This window comes from Ruegeria meonggei (genome assembly GCF_042768335.1).
Lineage (GTDB): Bacteria > Pseudomonadota > Alphaproteobacteria > Rhodobacterales > Rhodobacteraceae > Ruegeria > Ruegeria meonggei.
In genome coordinates this window covers 2696038-2711695 of record NZ_JAXHBT010000001.1, presented here as the reverse complement: position 1 = coordinate 2711695, position 15658 = coordinate 2696038, and the positions used below count along the sequence as shown (strand labels likewise).

Below are 15658 nucleotides of genomic sequence, written 5' to 3'. Positions count from 1 at the left end.
CTGAACTCACTAACAACTCATGAAACGATACTGCCAAAAAATCGTTCTAGCCAAAGTTAAGAAGTTCACATTGGGCAAACTTAACTTCAGCTAACCTCGCTATTTTAACCTAGCGCGCTGAAATTATTGTTGGTTTTCTTACAATTGCCCGCCGTACTGATGCTCGTAAAACCAGTTCTGAATTCGTGGCTTTGTTACTCATTGGAGTAGTAATCCTCACAAGCTGAGGGCATTGGCCATGGATCTACCGAACCAATCTCTGGTTTGTGAGTGATCAACATCAACGCATTGGACAAAGCCACCAGTCAATCTGTCCAGTGTTGGAATTTAGTACCGAGGGTGAACTCTCTTTTCTACGATCACGATCACGATCCTCTTCGTCTGACACTCCCGCAAAAAGAAAAACAGTCCTGATCCTAAGATTAGCGTGACACCAAGCGCGACGGGGAGGTTTTGTATTTCTACCGACCTAAATTCCTTTCTCTGATCACAATACGGACTGACCATTCCAAAAATTTCTCACCGCCGCCTTGAATTTCTGGACCAATCATTCCAAATCATGCGCATGAGCAAAAAAACTCCCCCAAATGGCGACATCAAATCACCCGCAGGTCCGGGTAGACCTCGTGCCTTTGACGAGGCTGAGGCTTTGGAAAAAGCCTTGTGCGTATTCTGGCACAAGGGCTACGAGACCGCGTCCGTGGATGATCTGACCAAGGCCATGGATTTGAGCCGGTCCAGCTTCTATGGAACGTTCGGCAACAAGCAGGCTTTGTTTTTTAAAGCCCTCAGCCACTATTCAAGGCGTGGTTTGAAAACTCTGCGTGACGTCGCGGACGCGGGTGGAGATGACCCCGTTGGCGCGATAATGGAAGCTTTGGCGAACCCGCAAGGAGGTCGTGACGGCTGCATGCTGATCAATTGCCTTACGGAGCTTGCCCCGCATGATGATGAAGTCACTGATCTCGGGCGACACCATTTGGAGAGTATTGACGAAATTATTGCAGGAGCGCTCGAGCCTTCAGATCCGGGCCAGGCACTCGACAAAGCGCGTGCCTATGCCTCTCTTGCAATCGGCACGCTGGCTTTACGCAAGGCAGGCGTTCCCGCAGAGCGGATATCGCAAACCCTGAAACAAGCCCGGTTGGTGATTTCGCCTTAAGTCCTCCCCTAAAAATAAGGGCATGAAACGTAACAAAAGTTCCAACAAGAAATCGCGACCTTAAATTTGGACTAAATAGTCCAAAATTTTCTGAACGAAGTAAACCAAAGAAGGAAGCAGCAATGGCTGATGAAAAACTGTTCTCCGGCATCAAGGCTGGTGCAATCGAGCTGAAAAACCGCGTTATCATGGCGCCACTGACCCGCAACCGGGCGAGAGCCGAGGATGACAGCGTCCATGAATTGCAGGCCAAGTACTACGCGCAACGGGCGGGTGCTGGTCTGATCATCACGGAAGCTTCGCAAATCTCGCCCCAAGGCAAAGGCTATGCCTGGACCCCGGGCATTTATTCACAAGCACAGGTTGACGGCTGGAAAAAAGTGACTGAGGCCGTCCATGCCGAGGGCGGTAAGATCGTAATCCAACTTTGGCACGTGGGCCGGATTTCGCATACCAGCTTGCAGCAGGATGGTGGCGCCCCTGTTGCACCATCCGCAATTGGAGCCAAGGCCAAGACGTTTGATGGTGAGCAGTTTGTTGAAACTTCTGAACCGCGGGCTCTGGCCATCGAAGAAATTGCTGGCATCGTTGCGGACTACCGGAGGGCCGCGGAAAACGCCAAAGAGGCCGGTTTCGACGGTGTCGAGGTCCACGCAGCCAACGGGTACCTCATCGATCAATTCCTGCGGGACGAATCCAACAAGCGTGAAGACGAATACGGCGGTCCTGTCGAGAATAGAGCACGGTTCCTGAAAGAGGTCATGGACGTGGTTGTCGATGTCTGGGGCGCCGACCGTGTTGGTGTCCGCCTCAGCCCATTCTCGGACGCCAACAACATCTCCGACAGCGACCCACAGTCGACATTCTCTCATGCGGTCAAATTGCTGAATGGCTATGGGCTGGCCTATCTCCATCTCGTAGAAGGACAGACCGGTGGCCCGCGCGATATTCCGGAAGGTGGCGATCTGAAGGCGCTCTATGAATTGTTTGACGGTGCGAAAATGGGCAACAACGCTTATGACCGGGAAATGGCGGTTGAAGCGGTCGAAACCGGAGCCGTCGATCTGGTGGCCTTTGGCCGGCCGTTTATTTCCAACCCTGATCTTGTCAACCGGTTGGAGAAAGGCGCCGCTCTGAATGAGCTCGATCCAACTACCCTCTACGGTGGCAATGAAAAAGGGTACACCGATTACCCGGCACTGGCAGAGGAAGCGGTTGCCGCAGAGTAATACATCGCTCTTAACTCCGTCGTGATAGGCAATACCAAGCAAAGTGAGCGCGCCGGTTTGCATGCGCTCACCTAGCGGTTACGGCAATATCCATTCTTGAAGCGGGGAAGTTTGATATACAATTCGTCAACTCAGTTGACATAAAGCAATTCCATCCATATATGCCGAGTATAAGACATTCTTTGGAGGAAGCTCCATGTGGTGGCGAACACTGATCGAGAACCAGATCCACAAAGCACAAGCGGGAGGGCAGTTGGACAACCTCAAGGGTGAGGGGAAACCTTTGTCACTGCGCGACGACGGTAACATCGTTTCAGCTGGTTTCGGGATCATGGCGGAAGCGGGTGTATTGCCAAGCGAAATCGTTTTGAAGAAAGCAGTGGAGGAGCAACGGAAGGTCTTTCAAGAAACCACGGATCTTACTGCAAGGAAAAAAGAAATGTGCAAATTGGCAGACTTGCAGATGCGCCTGTCAATCGAACAAGAAGCCCGTCAAAATTTCTACAAAACGACGTAACTGGCGGGAACCTAGATCGTATTGCACCCAAAATAACATTAGCTGTCATATTAAGCCCATATAACCCCAGGGATAGAACGCAGGCCAGGTATTACCCAGATGAATTCAGCAGACCTCGGATTTTCGTTCAAACAATCCAAGAACGGTGACGTGTCCATAACTCACAATGGCAAGCGGGCGGCGACGCTCCGAAAAGAAAAGGCTGAGTGGTTTCTTGAGGACATGAGCAACCTGAACTTCGAGGGTCAGCAACAGGAAATGGCTCGCTTGACAGGAAACTACCGGAGGGGAAATGAGCGAACCGCCAAGCAGCATCCACGCAATCGATAGCGCGTTTGTGGCGCTGCATTTGAATATCGACCCCACCAAGCTCGTAGGGTCGGTATGAAATCCCCTAGGTCTGTCAATTGATGAAAAAGCTCACGTCTCGCATACTTGCTTCACTGTTGGTTGCAGGGACTATTTCTGTTGCTGCGTCCTGGTTCATCAATATGCCTCCCAAGGAAATGTTGGGAACCTGGGTTGCTCCTGGCTACGGCCAAGTCATGCGCATTACGAGACTGCGTGCCGAAGTGTATAGAACAACAGCTGTCAGTTGCTTTCGAGAGTATGCCTTTCCAGCGCATTTGGGTCTGGTGAAACTTATTGCGGGCGCCTCAATAGAGCGCCGAAATGACATGCTGGAACTTAGCGTTGATGGCGTCGTAGAGCCAATCCGACACACTCGTTCCGAGTTCCCCTCTGAATGTGCCGAACCTGATCATACCGAACGTGGCGCGATCCATACATTTGACGTCTTTTGGTCTGCGATGGATGAGCATTATCCATTTTTTGATCTTCACAATGTTGACTGGGACACACGCAGGGAACTGGCACCGTCATCTGATGACCTCAGTGATGTTGAGCTTTCTTTTCTGCTCAAGCAGGCGACGCTTGGCCTCGATGATGGGCACGTTCAGTTATCGATGGGGAATCAGGGGTATTTTTCGCCAGAGGAAGATCCGAGCTGGCTGAAAGCCAATCCATCGCTGACCCGCAAGCTCCTCTGGCAGACCGCTTTGAGCCAGGCAGAGATTCCAGTTCAAGGCCTGGACGGTTTCTCAATCCGCTACGGTATGCGCTCCGATGGCATTGGATACATCGCGATCAAGGAAATGGAAGTGCAGAAGCCTATTGGGCAATCGTCACACGAAGCCGCATCTAGAGCGTTCCAGCAAGTTGTAATGGACCTTCAGGATGCCAAGCGGATTGTTGTCGATGTGCGCTATAACCCTGGTGGTTCAGACAGCGTAGCGGTGGCGATTGCAGAGTATTTCCTGCAAAACCCAGTAACCGCATTCAGCAAGAGTTCGTGGCAACAGGAAGGGTTTTCCGAACCATATCAAGTCACAGTTCACCCGGCTCAAGGCCCCAATCTCGCGCAACCAAATGTTGTTCTGATTAGCGATATGACGGGAAGTGCTGCTGAGATATTCACATTGATCATGCGAGAGCGGCCGGAAACCACGATCATGGGGACAAGGTCGTCTGGCGGATTGTCCGATGTGCTGGAGTTCACGCTGCCGAACGGTTGGTTGCTTGGACTGCCCTACCAGGAGTATTTATCAGCGCAAGGTGAGGCGTTTGAGGGTATCGGCATCCCACCCGGTATTTTTGTTGAATTTGATGCTGACGGCATAATCGCAGGCACAGACGCTTTGGTTGAGACGGCAGTGCACCTTTTAGGATCGAACTAGCGTGTTTGGTAATTTGCGATATGGCTACATCGTTCTGTTCGGCGATCACCGCTCCTACGGAAAGGATAATGCTTGCAATCAACCAACTCAGCTATCGAGCATGCCCGTCTTCGACCTTTTTGATCCGTTTCGAATTCTTGCTATTGAGAGCATCGGCGATGCGCGCAAGGCCGGAGTAAATTGCTCCACTCAATACGCAAGCACTGATAATAAGTCCGGAAAATAGAATAATCGAACTTGGTTCCACAGCGAAATTCCTTCAGGCCGCGAGTATCGCACTTGCATTGCCGGTGGCCGGCCAGAGGAGATGCCTGCAAAAGAATGATCTCCATTGCAGGCACCAACATCCGAATTGGTATTGGTCTCAAAGGCCCTAAAAGGCTCAAGATTAGAATTGATATGACACGCCAAGAAGGAGCGTGGTTACGTCTACATCTACGTCCGCACCCGATGACTCAAAATCAAAGCTGTCGCGGAGAAGTTCGGCGTTAAGAACAATACTCTCTGTCGCTTTGTAGCCCACCCCAAGCCCGTAAGTAGCACCGCTTTCGTTCTTGCCATCAAGATCGATGTGGGAGTAGCCCAGAACACCATAGAACATGGCTGCGCCCACGGCGTATCCTGCTTTGAGTTTCAAGCGCGTTGTGTCCATGTCTTTTGATGGACCAAAGGCAGAAAATTCAGCGGTGCTATAACTAAGTTCACTTCCGACAATCCAGTTGTTTGCCAGGCTATAGTTGTAGCCGAGTTGCAACCCGTAGACGGCTGAATGGTCACTTAACTTGGCTGAGCCACTTGAAAGGTCACCATCGGCAGCGCCAAAATGAATGCCCGCGTATACCCCGGCCCAATCGTCATCCGCCGTCGCGATACCGGGCGCGATCATTGCAGCTACAACAGATGCGATCATTACTGGTCTATTTTTCATTTCTTCTACTTTCTTGTCTTGGCACTACGTGTCTTAGTGCGCTTTTGGTGATCAAAATGTTTGTGAGGGTTGTTGGCGCAAGCGCCATTGGGATTGGCCCAGCTTCAGGCAACACTGATCTGTTACGGGCCGAAACCCGCAAGAATGCAGAACCATTTCTGCGTTGTGGAACTGGAGTTCTAGTACCTGAGTTGAGCCGTAGAGGTTTCTACTCTAAAGCCCTATCTTCTATGCATCCTGCCAGAGCAGGAACATCGCCCTGCTCGATCAAATGCAGGTTTTTTACGATCTTCTCCGGAGTCCAAAACCACCAGGCGATCTCAAGGAGTTTGGAAATTTCCGAGGTTTCAAACCTCATCCGAACAACCTTTGCCGGGTTTCCAGCGACGACTGTAAAGTCTGGAATTTTTCCGCGAACCACGGCTCTTGCAGCAACGATTACACCACATCCAAGTTCTGTACCGGGCATCAACACAGCTTCTCTGCCTATCCAACAATCGTGACCAACTTTGGTGTCTCGACCCCTTGGCAATGAATCCCGGTAACCTCCTATCCGTTCACGATCAAAGACGGCGAATGGATATGTTGAGATACCTGCCATTGGGTGATTGGCGGTCGCCGTTATGAATTGCACACCCTGAGCAATTTGACAGAAACGACCAAGACTCAACCGCTCCGGCGCCCCTGGAAACAGATAAGGTGCCAAGGTTTCAGCGTAGTCGTCCGGTAGACTGCGATCATTGTAGTATGTCCAGTCACCGACATCGATATTTGGGTGATCTATGACCTCCGACAAAAACACTGTCGCGGGATCATTAGTGCCATCCGGAAACACAAGCGGGTTCCGGGATCTTGGATCTGGCAGTGTTACACGCTTATCATCAGGCATCAGTTGGTTCCGCCGCTGGAGTTTTGGGGCCGTGTCGGGTACATAGGTCGCTAGAATAATATTGTCAATTCAGTTGACAAATAACTTGAAGGACGCCCGAAAATGGCTACCGACACCGATAACATGTCGCCTGCTGAGATGCTGTATGCCGGGATACAGTTGACGAGGCCCTTGCTGCGCAACATCACCGCACGCGTCGAAGCGGACCTTGATGGCACAGGCATTAGTGTTGGAGAACGTGCCATTCTCGAAGTTTTGCTATCGGCGCAACAAGCAACGGCGCCTGAAATCACTCAAATCTTGCAGGTGAAGCGACAACTGGTTGGGCGACTTCTTAAGGACCTTGTTGATCGAAAACTCTTGAATGTCCTTCCAAACCCTCAGCACCGGACTTCGAATTTCTATTGCCTCACAGAACAGAGCAAAGCGGTAACCGAAGGGATACGCGCGACCGAGATGACGCGGATGAAGCAGTTTGTAGAGCGTTTCACAGATGAGGAAATCCGCGCCTACTTCGAGATTCAGAGCACGATAAACGACGTCATGATTTCGGGCTATGGCGAAAACGACGCATCGGATTGACCTGATCCAACAGATGCCAGGACTAAACATCTGGCAACGGCGAGTTTTCGCGATGTAGTTTTCGGATTGAATTCCGGGCAACTCTCGGATGAAGTTGCTATGCAATGTTATCGCTGATGAGTGTGTAAGTTTGCGTCGGAAAAATAAGGCAGTTCCGTCCAAAATTTCGAGTAAAGCTGTCAACGCTCATCAGGGTAACTTCCAGGACATGTGTCTCCGTCCTGGCGCCAATTTAGAGGTATTCGGTACGGCGCCAAGTGCGTTCGTCATTTCCAACCACACGTTTAGAGATATTGGAGTGTTCAAGCGTAGGGCAGATGATCAGACGCACAGATGGTTGTATTGACGTGTTCAGTGCGACCAAAAGCACACCTGCGGAAATCACAAACTTAAGCCTGCTTTTATCAAGTCGGCGCATGCTTGCGGGGATGTATTTGCGGTGTTGATAGACAGATCATAAGTCATACCTTCATGGACGCGCTCGAATTGCCATCTGGATAACCCGATCTTTCGGTCTCCGCGATTTCGTTCCCTTTCCTCAAGGGTTTCCAGCGGTGCAAAAATTCCAACCATGTAAAAATCATATGGCTCCAGTAAGGTCCGATATTCAGACACTGCGCTCGCTGACCCAGACTCCGTGTTTCCAAATAACACTTCGTCCACGATCAGGTTGTTCCCGACACTTGCCATCGCGGCAACTGACCGGCGCATTCCGGATAGTGCACGCTTAGCAACGGGCCCGGTTTTGGCAAAGGTTGTCACCCTCCCTGCATCGACACTCTCTTCAAAGCTCAACCCGTCTGGATGGCCCTCAAGCCGACTTGGCAGCATCGCTAGGAATGCATCCATTTCAACATGCAAAAACGCTTGCGTGGATATGTTCTGAAGTGCTTTTGAAATGGAGCCTTTACCAACGCTCCCAACGCCATTCAGAAGAATTACTGTTGCCATGGGTCTGGTGCCTGTCTGGTCAATTTATGAGCTGCATCAATTGGACGAAGGAGGCAGTGGAGGCTGAGTTGCCATTGTAACGTCTACCGCTTCCGGCCAACCGAAATCCGTTGTCCCATCCGGCAATCCCAGAATGCGGTCGAGTGTGAGAAACTGCATGTCGATTGCCGCCCGCAATTTCTCTGCGGCATGATCGGCTGTGTCAGATCCCCGTGCCTCAATCGCGCGCAACAGCGCTAGATCAATAAAGGTGCTTAGGAACAAAATGAGTTCTGCGGCAGTATCAACATCTGCGACAATAAACGTGCCCTCATCACGACCTTTCTGAATGATCCCGGTCAGGACGGGCATAGCACCGGTTCTGACCCTGCGCTTGAACTGTTCAAGCAGAACCATGTTTTTGTCCTGATTCATGACCCGGAAAAATTCAACCTGACCAGGGTAGTCATGTTCACGTAAGTAGTTGGCTCGCAGGTGGACAAAGCTGTGCAACAGGTCGAGTGCAGAGGAGGTCTCATCAGAGGCAACAACAGCCATCTGCGAAAATACACCCTCTGCCATTCCGTCCAATACGCCGAACAACAACTCGTCTTTAGATTTGAAGTGATGATAAAACCCGCCCTTTGAGACGCTCGCCATATCCAGCACATCTTGTATGGTTGTATCCTCGAAGCCTTTGGAAAAGAACAATATCTGCGCGCACCCCAGCAGCTGAGCACGCCGTTCTGCGGGTGGCAAATTCTTTCGCTTCGTAGATTTCATACACTTTCCTCTTGCAAACCGACCGGCGGTCTGCAAATACAGACCCGTGGTCGGTTTGTACCCCGACTCACCTGGCAGAGCAATGTAATTCACCTGCCAACCCGAATTTAACGATGCGTTTACGCAGCCCAATTCCGCAAGCGGTAGTGCTTTGCGGACCCGGTTGAGTTGCGCTCACTATGCAGGATTGAATGCCATGAACACTCTTGTCTGTGGGAATGTTTCACCACCCGAGTTGCGTCGAATGTCTCGCCTGGCGGGTATTCGCGAACTGCTCGGGGTTCTGATCACAAACTGCTTGAAGCAGAAGCCCCCAAAGCAACGCAAAATTCAAACGGGATATGGAAAGGCTATGAAAAACCGCCTTAAATCTCTGGGGCCGGAGAACCCGGCATCTATTGAAGCAAGTCGAAATCGAGGATTTTCAATACGACGCATTGACAACTCCAGTCAGTTTGTACGTTCAGTGTTCGTCGCGTTCGTCTGTGGTGCCGCTCTGAGCGGATGTGCCGCCAACATGGCAGCGACGGGCAGTGATGGCCCTGACCTGAGCGTCGTTAGCCAGAAGGCCACCCGGTTCAATGTTGAACGCCAATTGGGCGCGCCCGAAAAATTGCAGCAACAAGCCAATGGCGATTGGGTAGCCGTCTATGATGTTGAGCCCAGGACAAAACCAAACCTGGCGCGAGCAGCAGGTCATGGAACACTGGATCTTTTTACCTTTGGGCTTTGGGAAGTAGTTGGTGGCCCGCTGGAGGTGGCACATGCGCGCCGGGTGCTGGTCACTGCCCGATATGACCAATCAGGGAAACTGCTTCAAATGACCAGCAAGCCCAAACCCATCCTCTAATCCAAGTTCTGGATCACGGCTGGACGGAAACCCGAAAGCAATAATTCCAATACCCCCTCTAACGTAAAATCACTCCCACTGCGCTTCACGCATGCCCAGTGTCCGGATGGTCTTTCGACACAACCAAGAGAACGGACCTATTAAATGAAAACTATCACGATGATCACACTGGCAGCCGTGATGCCGAATTTGTCCTTGGCAAATGAAAGCTGGACCGGTTTCAATGCGGGCTTGCAGCTATCCACAATCGATGTCTCCGAGGGCAACAACAACAATGGAAATGCAACTCTGGGTCTCCATGCCGGTTATCTACACGATTTTGACGGTTACGTAATTGGTGGTGAACTTACTTATGACGCGGGCGCTGAGGTTGAGTCGGGAGGGAAAGCCGAAAAAGTCGATACTGTACGCCTGAAGTTCAAAGGTGGCCATGTATTTGGCCGGACATACCTCTATGGCGTGATTGGCTATGCAAACATTGATGGCGGATCCAAGAACGAAGACGGCTATTCCGCCGGTGTTGGCGTGACGTATCGCGCGACGGACAGGGTTCTGGTTGGTCTTGAATACCTGCGAGACACATATGACACGTCGGGTGATGATATCACTGCTGACTCCGTTGCGCTTCGGGTGTCCTACAAGTTCTAGCCGAAGCCTTTCGAGATTTCGAAAATGACGGGGGACTTCAAACGGTTCCCCATTTTTCTACCACCTTCAAATTCCGGAGAGGCGCCAGGTGACTAACGTGCCAACTCTAAAGACCGAGCGGCTAAACTTAATACCACCTAAAGTAAAAGCTTGGCTCGACTATCTTACTTTTATGGTCCCGAAACGCCCAGCGTTTATGGGCGGTCCTGTTTTCCCGCGTTTACCCAAACATGGCGAGCTGGCATTCCTATCTAATCACATGCGTCGCGATGTTGGCCTCCCAGAATATCACGAGCGCGAGCCCAATCTCAACCTGAGGTATTGAGTTCAGGTCGCAACAGATTCGAGACGCAACCACAATGCTTTAATTCAAAGGATAGCGAACAATGTACTCACTCAAACGTCAACGCCGTCTCTTACTACTGACATTCTGTGCTGCCATCGTTGCTGGATGGTCTTTTGCCCAGGATCGTCAAGAAGTTACCGTGACGCGCAGCGGCGAAGATGTTGCAGCCAAAGAGTGTTTCGGAAGCTTCGTTTCACAGGAAATAATTGTTCTTGGCGGGATTGAGCAAACGATACTTATTCGCACTTGTGATTTGTCCCAACCGGTCCTGCTGTTTTTGCACGGGGGTCCTGGTGGTGCCGTGATGCCCTGGGTCGATCTGTTCCACACGCCCTTGCTGGAAGAAAGCTTTGTCGTTGTCCACTGGGATCAACGCGGAGCCGGAAGTTCATTCAACGAAGATCTCACGGTAGAAGACATCACGCCATCCAATTTGGTGGTGGATACGCTTCAACTCACCAACCTCCTACGCGACCGCTTTGGGCAAGAAAAAATATTCCTGACCGGCCAGTCCTGGGGCAGCGCGCTAGGGTTCATGACTATCGCAGAGGATAGTTCCCCCTATCACACGTTCGTCCCAACGTCAGAGCGTGTCGCGTGGGTACGCAGTATGAACATGGGTTTTGAGTGGGCAATGGTTCAGGCTGAAGTTCGTGGCGATGTTGAAACTCAGCAGAAACTCAAGGCGATTGAACCTTTCGATGCACTTGATGAAGCAGATCTCACCGTTCAGCGCGAAGTTTTGGCAGAATATGGAGCTGGAGACTTTCACACCAAAGGGCTATGGGATCGCTATCTCTCCTATGTGCTAGAAGGGCGGAGCCCCTACTACACGGACGCACAGGTTAAGAACTATCTCCGCGGTCTTGAGCTATCGAGCACAGCAATTGAACAGCCTGAGATTGTTGGCGCATACGACCTCTTCACCTCGCACCCAGTCCTGGATCTACCGGTCCACTTCATAACCGGAGCAGAAGACCAGAACACCCCGGCAGATCTGGTACATGAGTATTACGAACACCTTAAGGCTCCAGCGAAGAGTTTTACCCGTATCGATGGCGCCGCCCATATGGTGATGTACGACCAACCCATTGCCTGGGCTGAAGCCCTGGTTCAAATAAGAAACCAGACGCCTACCAACTAACGAGCGGGGCGGCGTCTCCTCATCCACATAAATAAATCCTATCCCTCCCATTTGCGGAGAGGTGGATCTAGGAGTTGCAAAGATGGACATAGCTCGATTTTCCGAACGCCTCATGGGCATGAAGGACGAGGTTTGGCTGCGGCATGCGAACTCTTGGTCCGTTTGGACCCGTGTGTTGACACCCCTGCCGCTTCTGGCGTTGGCAATCTGGAGCAGAGCATGGATTGGTTATTGGGCGTGGCTTGCGGTCGGCATCGTTCTTGTCTGGATATGGATCAACCCACGCGCTTTTTCGCGGCCGGAGTCTTTCGACAGTTGGTCCGCACAGGGTGTTCTTGGCGAGCGTGTCTGGCTGCGGCACCGCGAAAAAGTTGCGGAACATCATAAGCGCGTCGCAAATACGGTCGCCATTGCCAGCGGCGTTGGTCTCTTGCCGTTTGCCTATGGTCTGTGGGCATTCGACTTAGGGTTCACTTGCCTCGGCATAGTTGTGATCTCGGGCGGCAAGATGTGGTTTGTAGACCGCATGGCCTGGGTTTGGGGCGACTTCCTGCGCGACGGCGGAACTATTGAAGATCTGACGGTTGGCAGTTGATCTGTGGCGCCACATTTAAACCACTCGGGAATACGATCATGAAGAAAGTAGTGTTTTGCCACGGTATGCCTGGCAGCCCATCAGATGCGGAGCTACTAAGTAAGGCCAATCCTGGTATTGAAGCCATTGCTCTGAATTTGCTGAACTTTGATCCGAAGGCCATCGACGCAGATCTTTGTGATGCCATAGATGCAGCGTTGGGGGAAACCGACGGCGAGTGTGTGCATGTGGTTGGCTTTTCCATCGGCGCCATGGCGGCAATAAAAGTTGCGGCGTCCAGGCCAAACCTGGTTGGCCGACTAACATTGATATCGCCCGCTGCCCCACTTTTCATAGGTGATTTTCTACCCAAGATGGCGGGAAAACCTGTTTTTGAATTGGCCATGAAGCGTCCAAGGATACTCCGGTTTCTGACGCGCCTTCAAAGTTTGCTGACCCGGTTTTTTCCAGAAACTATGGTCAAAGTATTGTTCGCAAAGTGCGGCCCTTCGGAAAGAGTTCTTTTAGAAGACGAGACCTTCGTCAGCGTTATGAAAAAGGCGCTATCGGAGAGCTTCGTACAGAGGCCAGCGGCCTATCTTGCATTTATCAGCGCCTATGTCGCAGATTGGAGCGAAACTATGTCAGCGGTGCAGTGCGACGTCGTCCTTTGGCACGGGACTAATGACACTTGGTCGCCGGTTGAAATGTCTCACTCGCTAAAGGGTGTGTTTGGTGAAAAAGCCACAATAAACTTGGTTCAAGGCGCTGAACACTATTCAACCCTAGTACAAGCTGAACTGTAGTTCACACTCAAGATTGACGCTTTTGGAGTTGTACAGATTCTGGATAATATACTGATTTCGTTTAGAATAGGCACTCGAAGGAAGAGGCGTCTTTGGCTCGGTCACCTCGGCTGGAGGCAGTCGAATGTTCGACCGGATTCATCAAGAAAATGCATGCGGCATCGCCCCGAAATTCGACGTATTAAATTCATATGCGGCAAGATCCGTTGTTTCGGTCAATCGATGGCTAGTGGGTCTGGACAGACTTTGTTCGAACTTGGCGGACTTCTACAGAGATTTAGTATCAACCACATCCATAATGCGGAGGGAGATATCATGGGTTATCAAGATTGACGTGGGTGCGGAAACCCAGGAAGTTCTGAGTTCCTAGTATCACAAATGAGTACGTTAAGTGGTACGGTAAGGATCAATCTCAACAGACTTCCCCCAAGAGAACTTTCTGAGCGAACAGGTTACACACATGATTATCGAAGTTCGTCGCTACACACTAAAACCCGGACGTCGCGAGGAGTTTATCGAGTTCTTTGAGCAGAAGAACCGTGTTGCACTGCGCGACGCCGGGATGCTGGTCTTTGGACCTCTGCGGGATCTGGACAATCCTGACAAAGTCCACTGGATGCGGGCATTCTCGTCGCTCGAGGAACGAGACAGGATCAAAGATAGTTTCTACAAAGGACCTGTATGGAACAAGCATATCGAGCCCTTGGTAATGCCCTTGATCGCCCACTTCGAGGCGGATGTAACCGAAACAACAAATGGGTTTGAGAGTTTCGGCGGTGGCGTATCTCTCTGAATTCCGGGACCCACAAGCCGAAGGGCTGACAGAAGAGAACAAGACCCGCTCCGCAACACCGATTGTTGTCATTGGCCAGTGCGCAGTAATTGGCAATAACAAGAAGCGGGTCTTGATCGGTTGGCTAATTAACGACGCCAGTACATCCCCAACTAATCACAAGCAACTTGTCGTCCGACGAGTGGGCGGAAACATTCGGGTTGCCGTGCGAGTGACTTTGCTATTGCGGCGAACGTCATGAACAGCGAGCCGCCCCGGTAGATGTTGAAGGGGCCCTGCCACAATTTCAAAAATGAGTTTCGTCCTTCAGATAAGGGTTGAATTTTACCACTTAGACTGCACTTATGATTGAGGTACAATACTTCAAAGTTGAAGAAGTGGCGCAGAAACTGCCATCAATTGAGCGACTATGTAGAACCGCGCAAAGTTATGGGAAAATCGTGCAAGCTTATGCGCAAATGCCGCGCAAGATTATGGGCGAGAATGGGCGAAATTTCTAAACAAAATCAATGAAGGCAATGCAGCGTAATGCGCACCCCTACATATTTTTGTAGGTTGGCGCATAACACTTCGCGCACGCCATAAGTTTGCGTAGTTTTCCCATAGTTTTGCGCACTTGATCGAAACGTGGGATTGCGTTCATTCGAGTTAGACAACCTGTAAACACAGATCAATTGTGCCGAAACAGCGGGTCGTTTTGGTTCACCTCCTTTCGAATGTCCGATACGCGCAGATAAGCGGACTTTGCAAAGTTCTGGGGACGGCCCAGAGCCGGCCTTGGCTACCCGGCATCAATGACGGCGAATCCGATCACAATGACCATGAACAAAGACATCACCCGAACCACGTGTCGTATAAGACGGTTGCAGCTTCTGACGATCAGGTCTTCATGATCGGGATCAAGCTCGACATGCGCTTGCCCGTGGGTTGCATCTGTTCGACCATCAAGACCTACCTAATTTCCGAATTTGGTAAGCAAAGCCTGTGCCAACGGTCAGCGCCTTCTGGGTAAGACGACCTGGGCCTGCAAGCGTAGTCTAAGGCCATCTGCACCGACCTCGGGTGTCTCCAGCCAATAGCCGACCCCGGCTTGCAGATTGACCGGCACCGCCCCCCATTGCACCAGCCGTGACACCGATGCGTTAACTGGCACGGCCCAGGCTTCAGCCTCCCAGTCATAAGTGCTTTCGCTTTGAAGCGAATAGGTCCAGGCACCTTCAGTGGAATAAGCAAGAAAAGGCTGGAGAAAACTCACATTCGTGGGGGTTTCGGGATTGCTCTCCAGATCCCACAGATGATTGGCAAGCGCACCATAGGTCCACGGCCCGGTCTGACGCAGGGCAATGCCGGTGATCCCGGCTGCCCATGTGTCGCTTGACACGTCGCTAAAGGTTGGTAACCGCACGACCGGACCAATGCCCCATGTCAGATCCCCTGTTCCTGCGGGAGAAAACCACGCGGAGAACAGAATATCGCCGACCCCTTCCTGACGCGTCCCCGGCACAACGTCCTCCTGCCAGATGTAAGGAATGATCGTACGGGTGATCAAGTTAAGGTCATTGTTAAGTTCAAAGGGCACGACCGGCTGAAAGTTCAACGTGGTGCGCGACCCCTGATCAGAGACACCCAGGTTATCATCATAGTTCAACTGAAACGGAACCGAGATGATGGCAGCAAGTGGGTTGGCCAGTTCCTGGGCCAAATCGGCGGCCTCGTCTGCAACGGTTGAGGTTCCTACGCT

Annotated in this window: 17 protein-coding genes; 11 read left to right on the top strand and 6 right to left on the bottom strand. The window is 51.4% G+C overall.

The window, feature by feature from the left end; translation table 11 throughout:
- Positions 1–559 precede the first annotated feature (559 nt).
- From SJY13_RS13370 to SJY13_RS13360, 3 genes are all read left to right on the top strand, one after another.
- Complete coding sequence (locus SJY13_RS13370; protein ID WP_377191429.1) at positions 560–1162, top strand: TetR/AcrR family transcriptional regulator; 603 nt, start codon at positions 560–562, stop codon at positions 1160–1162.
- Positions 1163–1284: 122 nt separating this feature from the next.
- Entirely contained in the window at positions 1285–2391 is a 1107-nt protein-coding gene (locus SJY13_RS13365; protein WP_377191428.1) for an alkene reductase, read from the top strand.
- A gap of 196 nt (positions 2392–2587) precedes the next feature.
- Positions 2588–2908 carry a DnaJ family domain-containing protein gene (locus tag SJY13_RS13360; RefSeq protein WP_377191427.1) on the top strand — a complete coding sequence of 107 codons (321 nt, stop codon included), beginning with the start codon at positions 2588–2590 and terminating at the stop codon, positions 2906–2908.
- A 105-nt stretch (positions 2909–3013) separates the two neighbouring features.
- Here the strand turns inward: SJY13_RS13360 and SJY13_RS13355 are convergent, their stop codons facing one another.
- A complete protein-coding gene (locus SJY13_RS13355) occupies positions 3014–3223 on the bottom strand; it encodes a hypothetical protein (RefSeq protein WP_377191426.1) in 210 nt (69 codons plus the stop codon).
- A gap of 95 nt (positions 3224–3318) precedes the next feature.
- Here SJY13_RS13355 and SJY13_RS13350 point away from each other — a divergent pair, with 95 nt between their 5' ends.
- Entirely contained in the window at positions 3319–4644 is a 1326-nt protein-coding gene (locus SJY13_RS13350) for a S41 family peptidase (protein WP_377191425.1), read from the top strand.
- 388 nt (positions 4645–5032) lie between these two features.
- On the opposite strand, the gene SJY13_RS13345 is transcribed toward SJY13_RS13350, so the two are convergent.
- Together SJY13_RS13345 and SJY13_RS13340 are read right to left on the bottom strand one after the other, a co-directional pair.
- Complete coding sequence (locus SJY13_RS13345; RefSeq protein ID WP_377191424.1) at positions 5033–5572, bottom strand: outer membrane protein; 540 nt, start codon at positions 5570–5572, stop codon at positions 5033–5035.
- 208 nt (positions 5573–5780) lie between these two features.
- Positions 5781–6461, bottom strand: coding sequence for a CatB-related O-acetyltransferase (locus SJY13_RS13340; RefSeq protein ID WP_377191423.1), 681 nt, complete (start codon positions 6459–6461; stop codon positions 5781–5783).
- A 102-nt stretch (positions 6462–6563) separates the two neighbouring features.
- On the opposite strand from SJY13_RS13340, the gene SJY13_RS13335 reads away from it, so the two are divergent.
- The gene (locus tag SJY13_RS13335; protein ID WP_377191422.1) at positions 6564–7043 is read left to right on the top strand and encodes a MarR family winged helix-turn-helix transcriptional regulator; all 480 of its coding nucleotides are present in this window, start codon (positions 6564–6566) and stop codon (positions 7041–7043) included.
- A gap of 381 nt (positions 7044–7424) precedes the next feature.
- On the opposite strand, the gene SJY13_RS13330 is transcribed toward SJY13_RS13335, so the two are convergent.
- On the bottom strand, positions 7425–7994 hold the full coding sequence (locus SJY13_RS13330; RefSeq protein ID WP_377191421.1) for a chloramphenicol phosphotransferase CPT family protein: 570 nt from the start codon (positions 7992–7994) through the stop codon (positions 7425–7427).
- A 36-nt stretch (positions 7995–8030) separates the two neighbouring features.
- Complete coding sequence (locus tag SJY13_RS13325) at positions 8031–8756, bottom strand: TetR/AcrR family transcriptional regulator (RefSeq protein WP_377191420.1); 726 nt, start codon at positions 8754–8756, stop codon at positions 8031–8033.
- Between the two features lie 196 nt (positions 8757–8952).
- On the opposite strand from SJY13_RS13325, the gene SJY13_RS13320 reads away from it, so the two are divergent.
- The 6 genes from SJY13_RS13320 to SJY13_RS13295 all read left to right on the top strand — a co-directional run bounded on the left by SJY13_RS13320 (position 8953) and on the right by SJY13_RS13295 (position 13917).
- Positions 8953–9606, top strand: coding sequence for a hypothetical protein (locus tag SJY13_RS13320; RefSeq protein ID WP_377191419.1), 654 nt, complete (start codon positions 8953–8955; stop codon positions 9604–9606).
- Positions 9607–9750: 144 nt separating this feature from the next.
- A complete protein-coding gene (locus tag SJY13_RS13315) occupies positions 9751–10254 on the top strand; it encodes an outer membrane protein (protein WP_377191418.1) in 504 nt (167 codons plus the stop codon).
- Positions 10255–10640: 386 nt separating this feature from the next.
- The gene (locus SJY13_RS13310; RefSeq protein WP_377191417.1) at positions 10641–11744 is read left to right on the top strand and encodes an alpha/beta fold hydrolase; all 1104 of its coding nucleotides are present in this window, start codon (positions 10641–10643) and stop codon (positions 11742–11744) included.
- Positions 11745–11826: 82 nt separating this feature from the next.
- Positions 11827–12339: a DUF6653 family protein gene (locus tag SJY13_RS13305; protein ID WP_377191416.1), complete on the top strand. Its 513-nt coding sequence runs from the start codon at positions 11827–11829 to the stop codon at positions 12337–12339.
- A gap of 38 nt (positions 12340–12377) precedes the next feature.
- Positions 12378–13124 carry an alpha/beta fold hydrolase gene (locus SJY13_RS13300; RefSeq protein ID WP_143534982.1) on the top strand — a complete coding sequence of 249 codons (747 nt, stop codon included), beginning with the start codon at positions 12378–12380 and terminating at the stop codon, positions 13122–13124.
- A gap of 460 nt (positions 13125–13584) precedes the next feature.
- The gene (locus SJY13_RS13295) at positions 13585–13917 is read left to right on the top strand and encodes a putative quinol monooxygenase (protein ID WP_377191415.1); all 333 of its coding nucleotides are present in this window, start codon (positions 13585–13587) and stop codon (positions 13915–13917) included.
- Between the two features lie 994 nt (positions 13918–14911).
- Here SJY13_RS13295 and SJY13_RS13290 read toward each other — a convergent pair.
- The gene (locus SJY13_RS13290) at positions 14912–15619 is read right to left on the bottom strand and encodes a transporter (protein WP_377191414.1); all 708 of its coding nucleotides are present in this window, start codon (positions 15617–15619) and stop codon (positions 14912–14914) included.
- Positions 15620–15658: the final 39 nt, after the last annotated feature.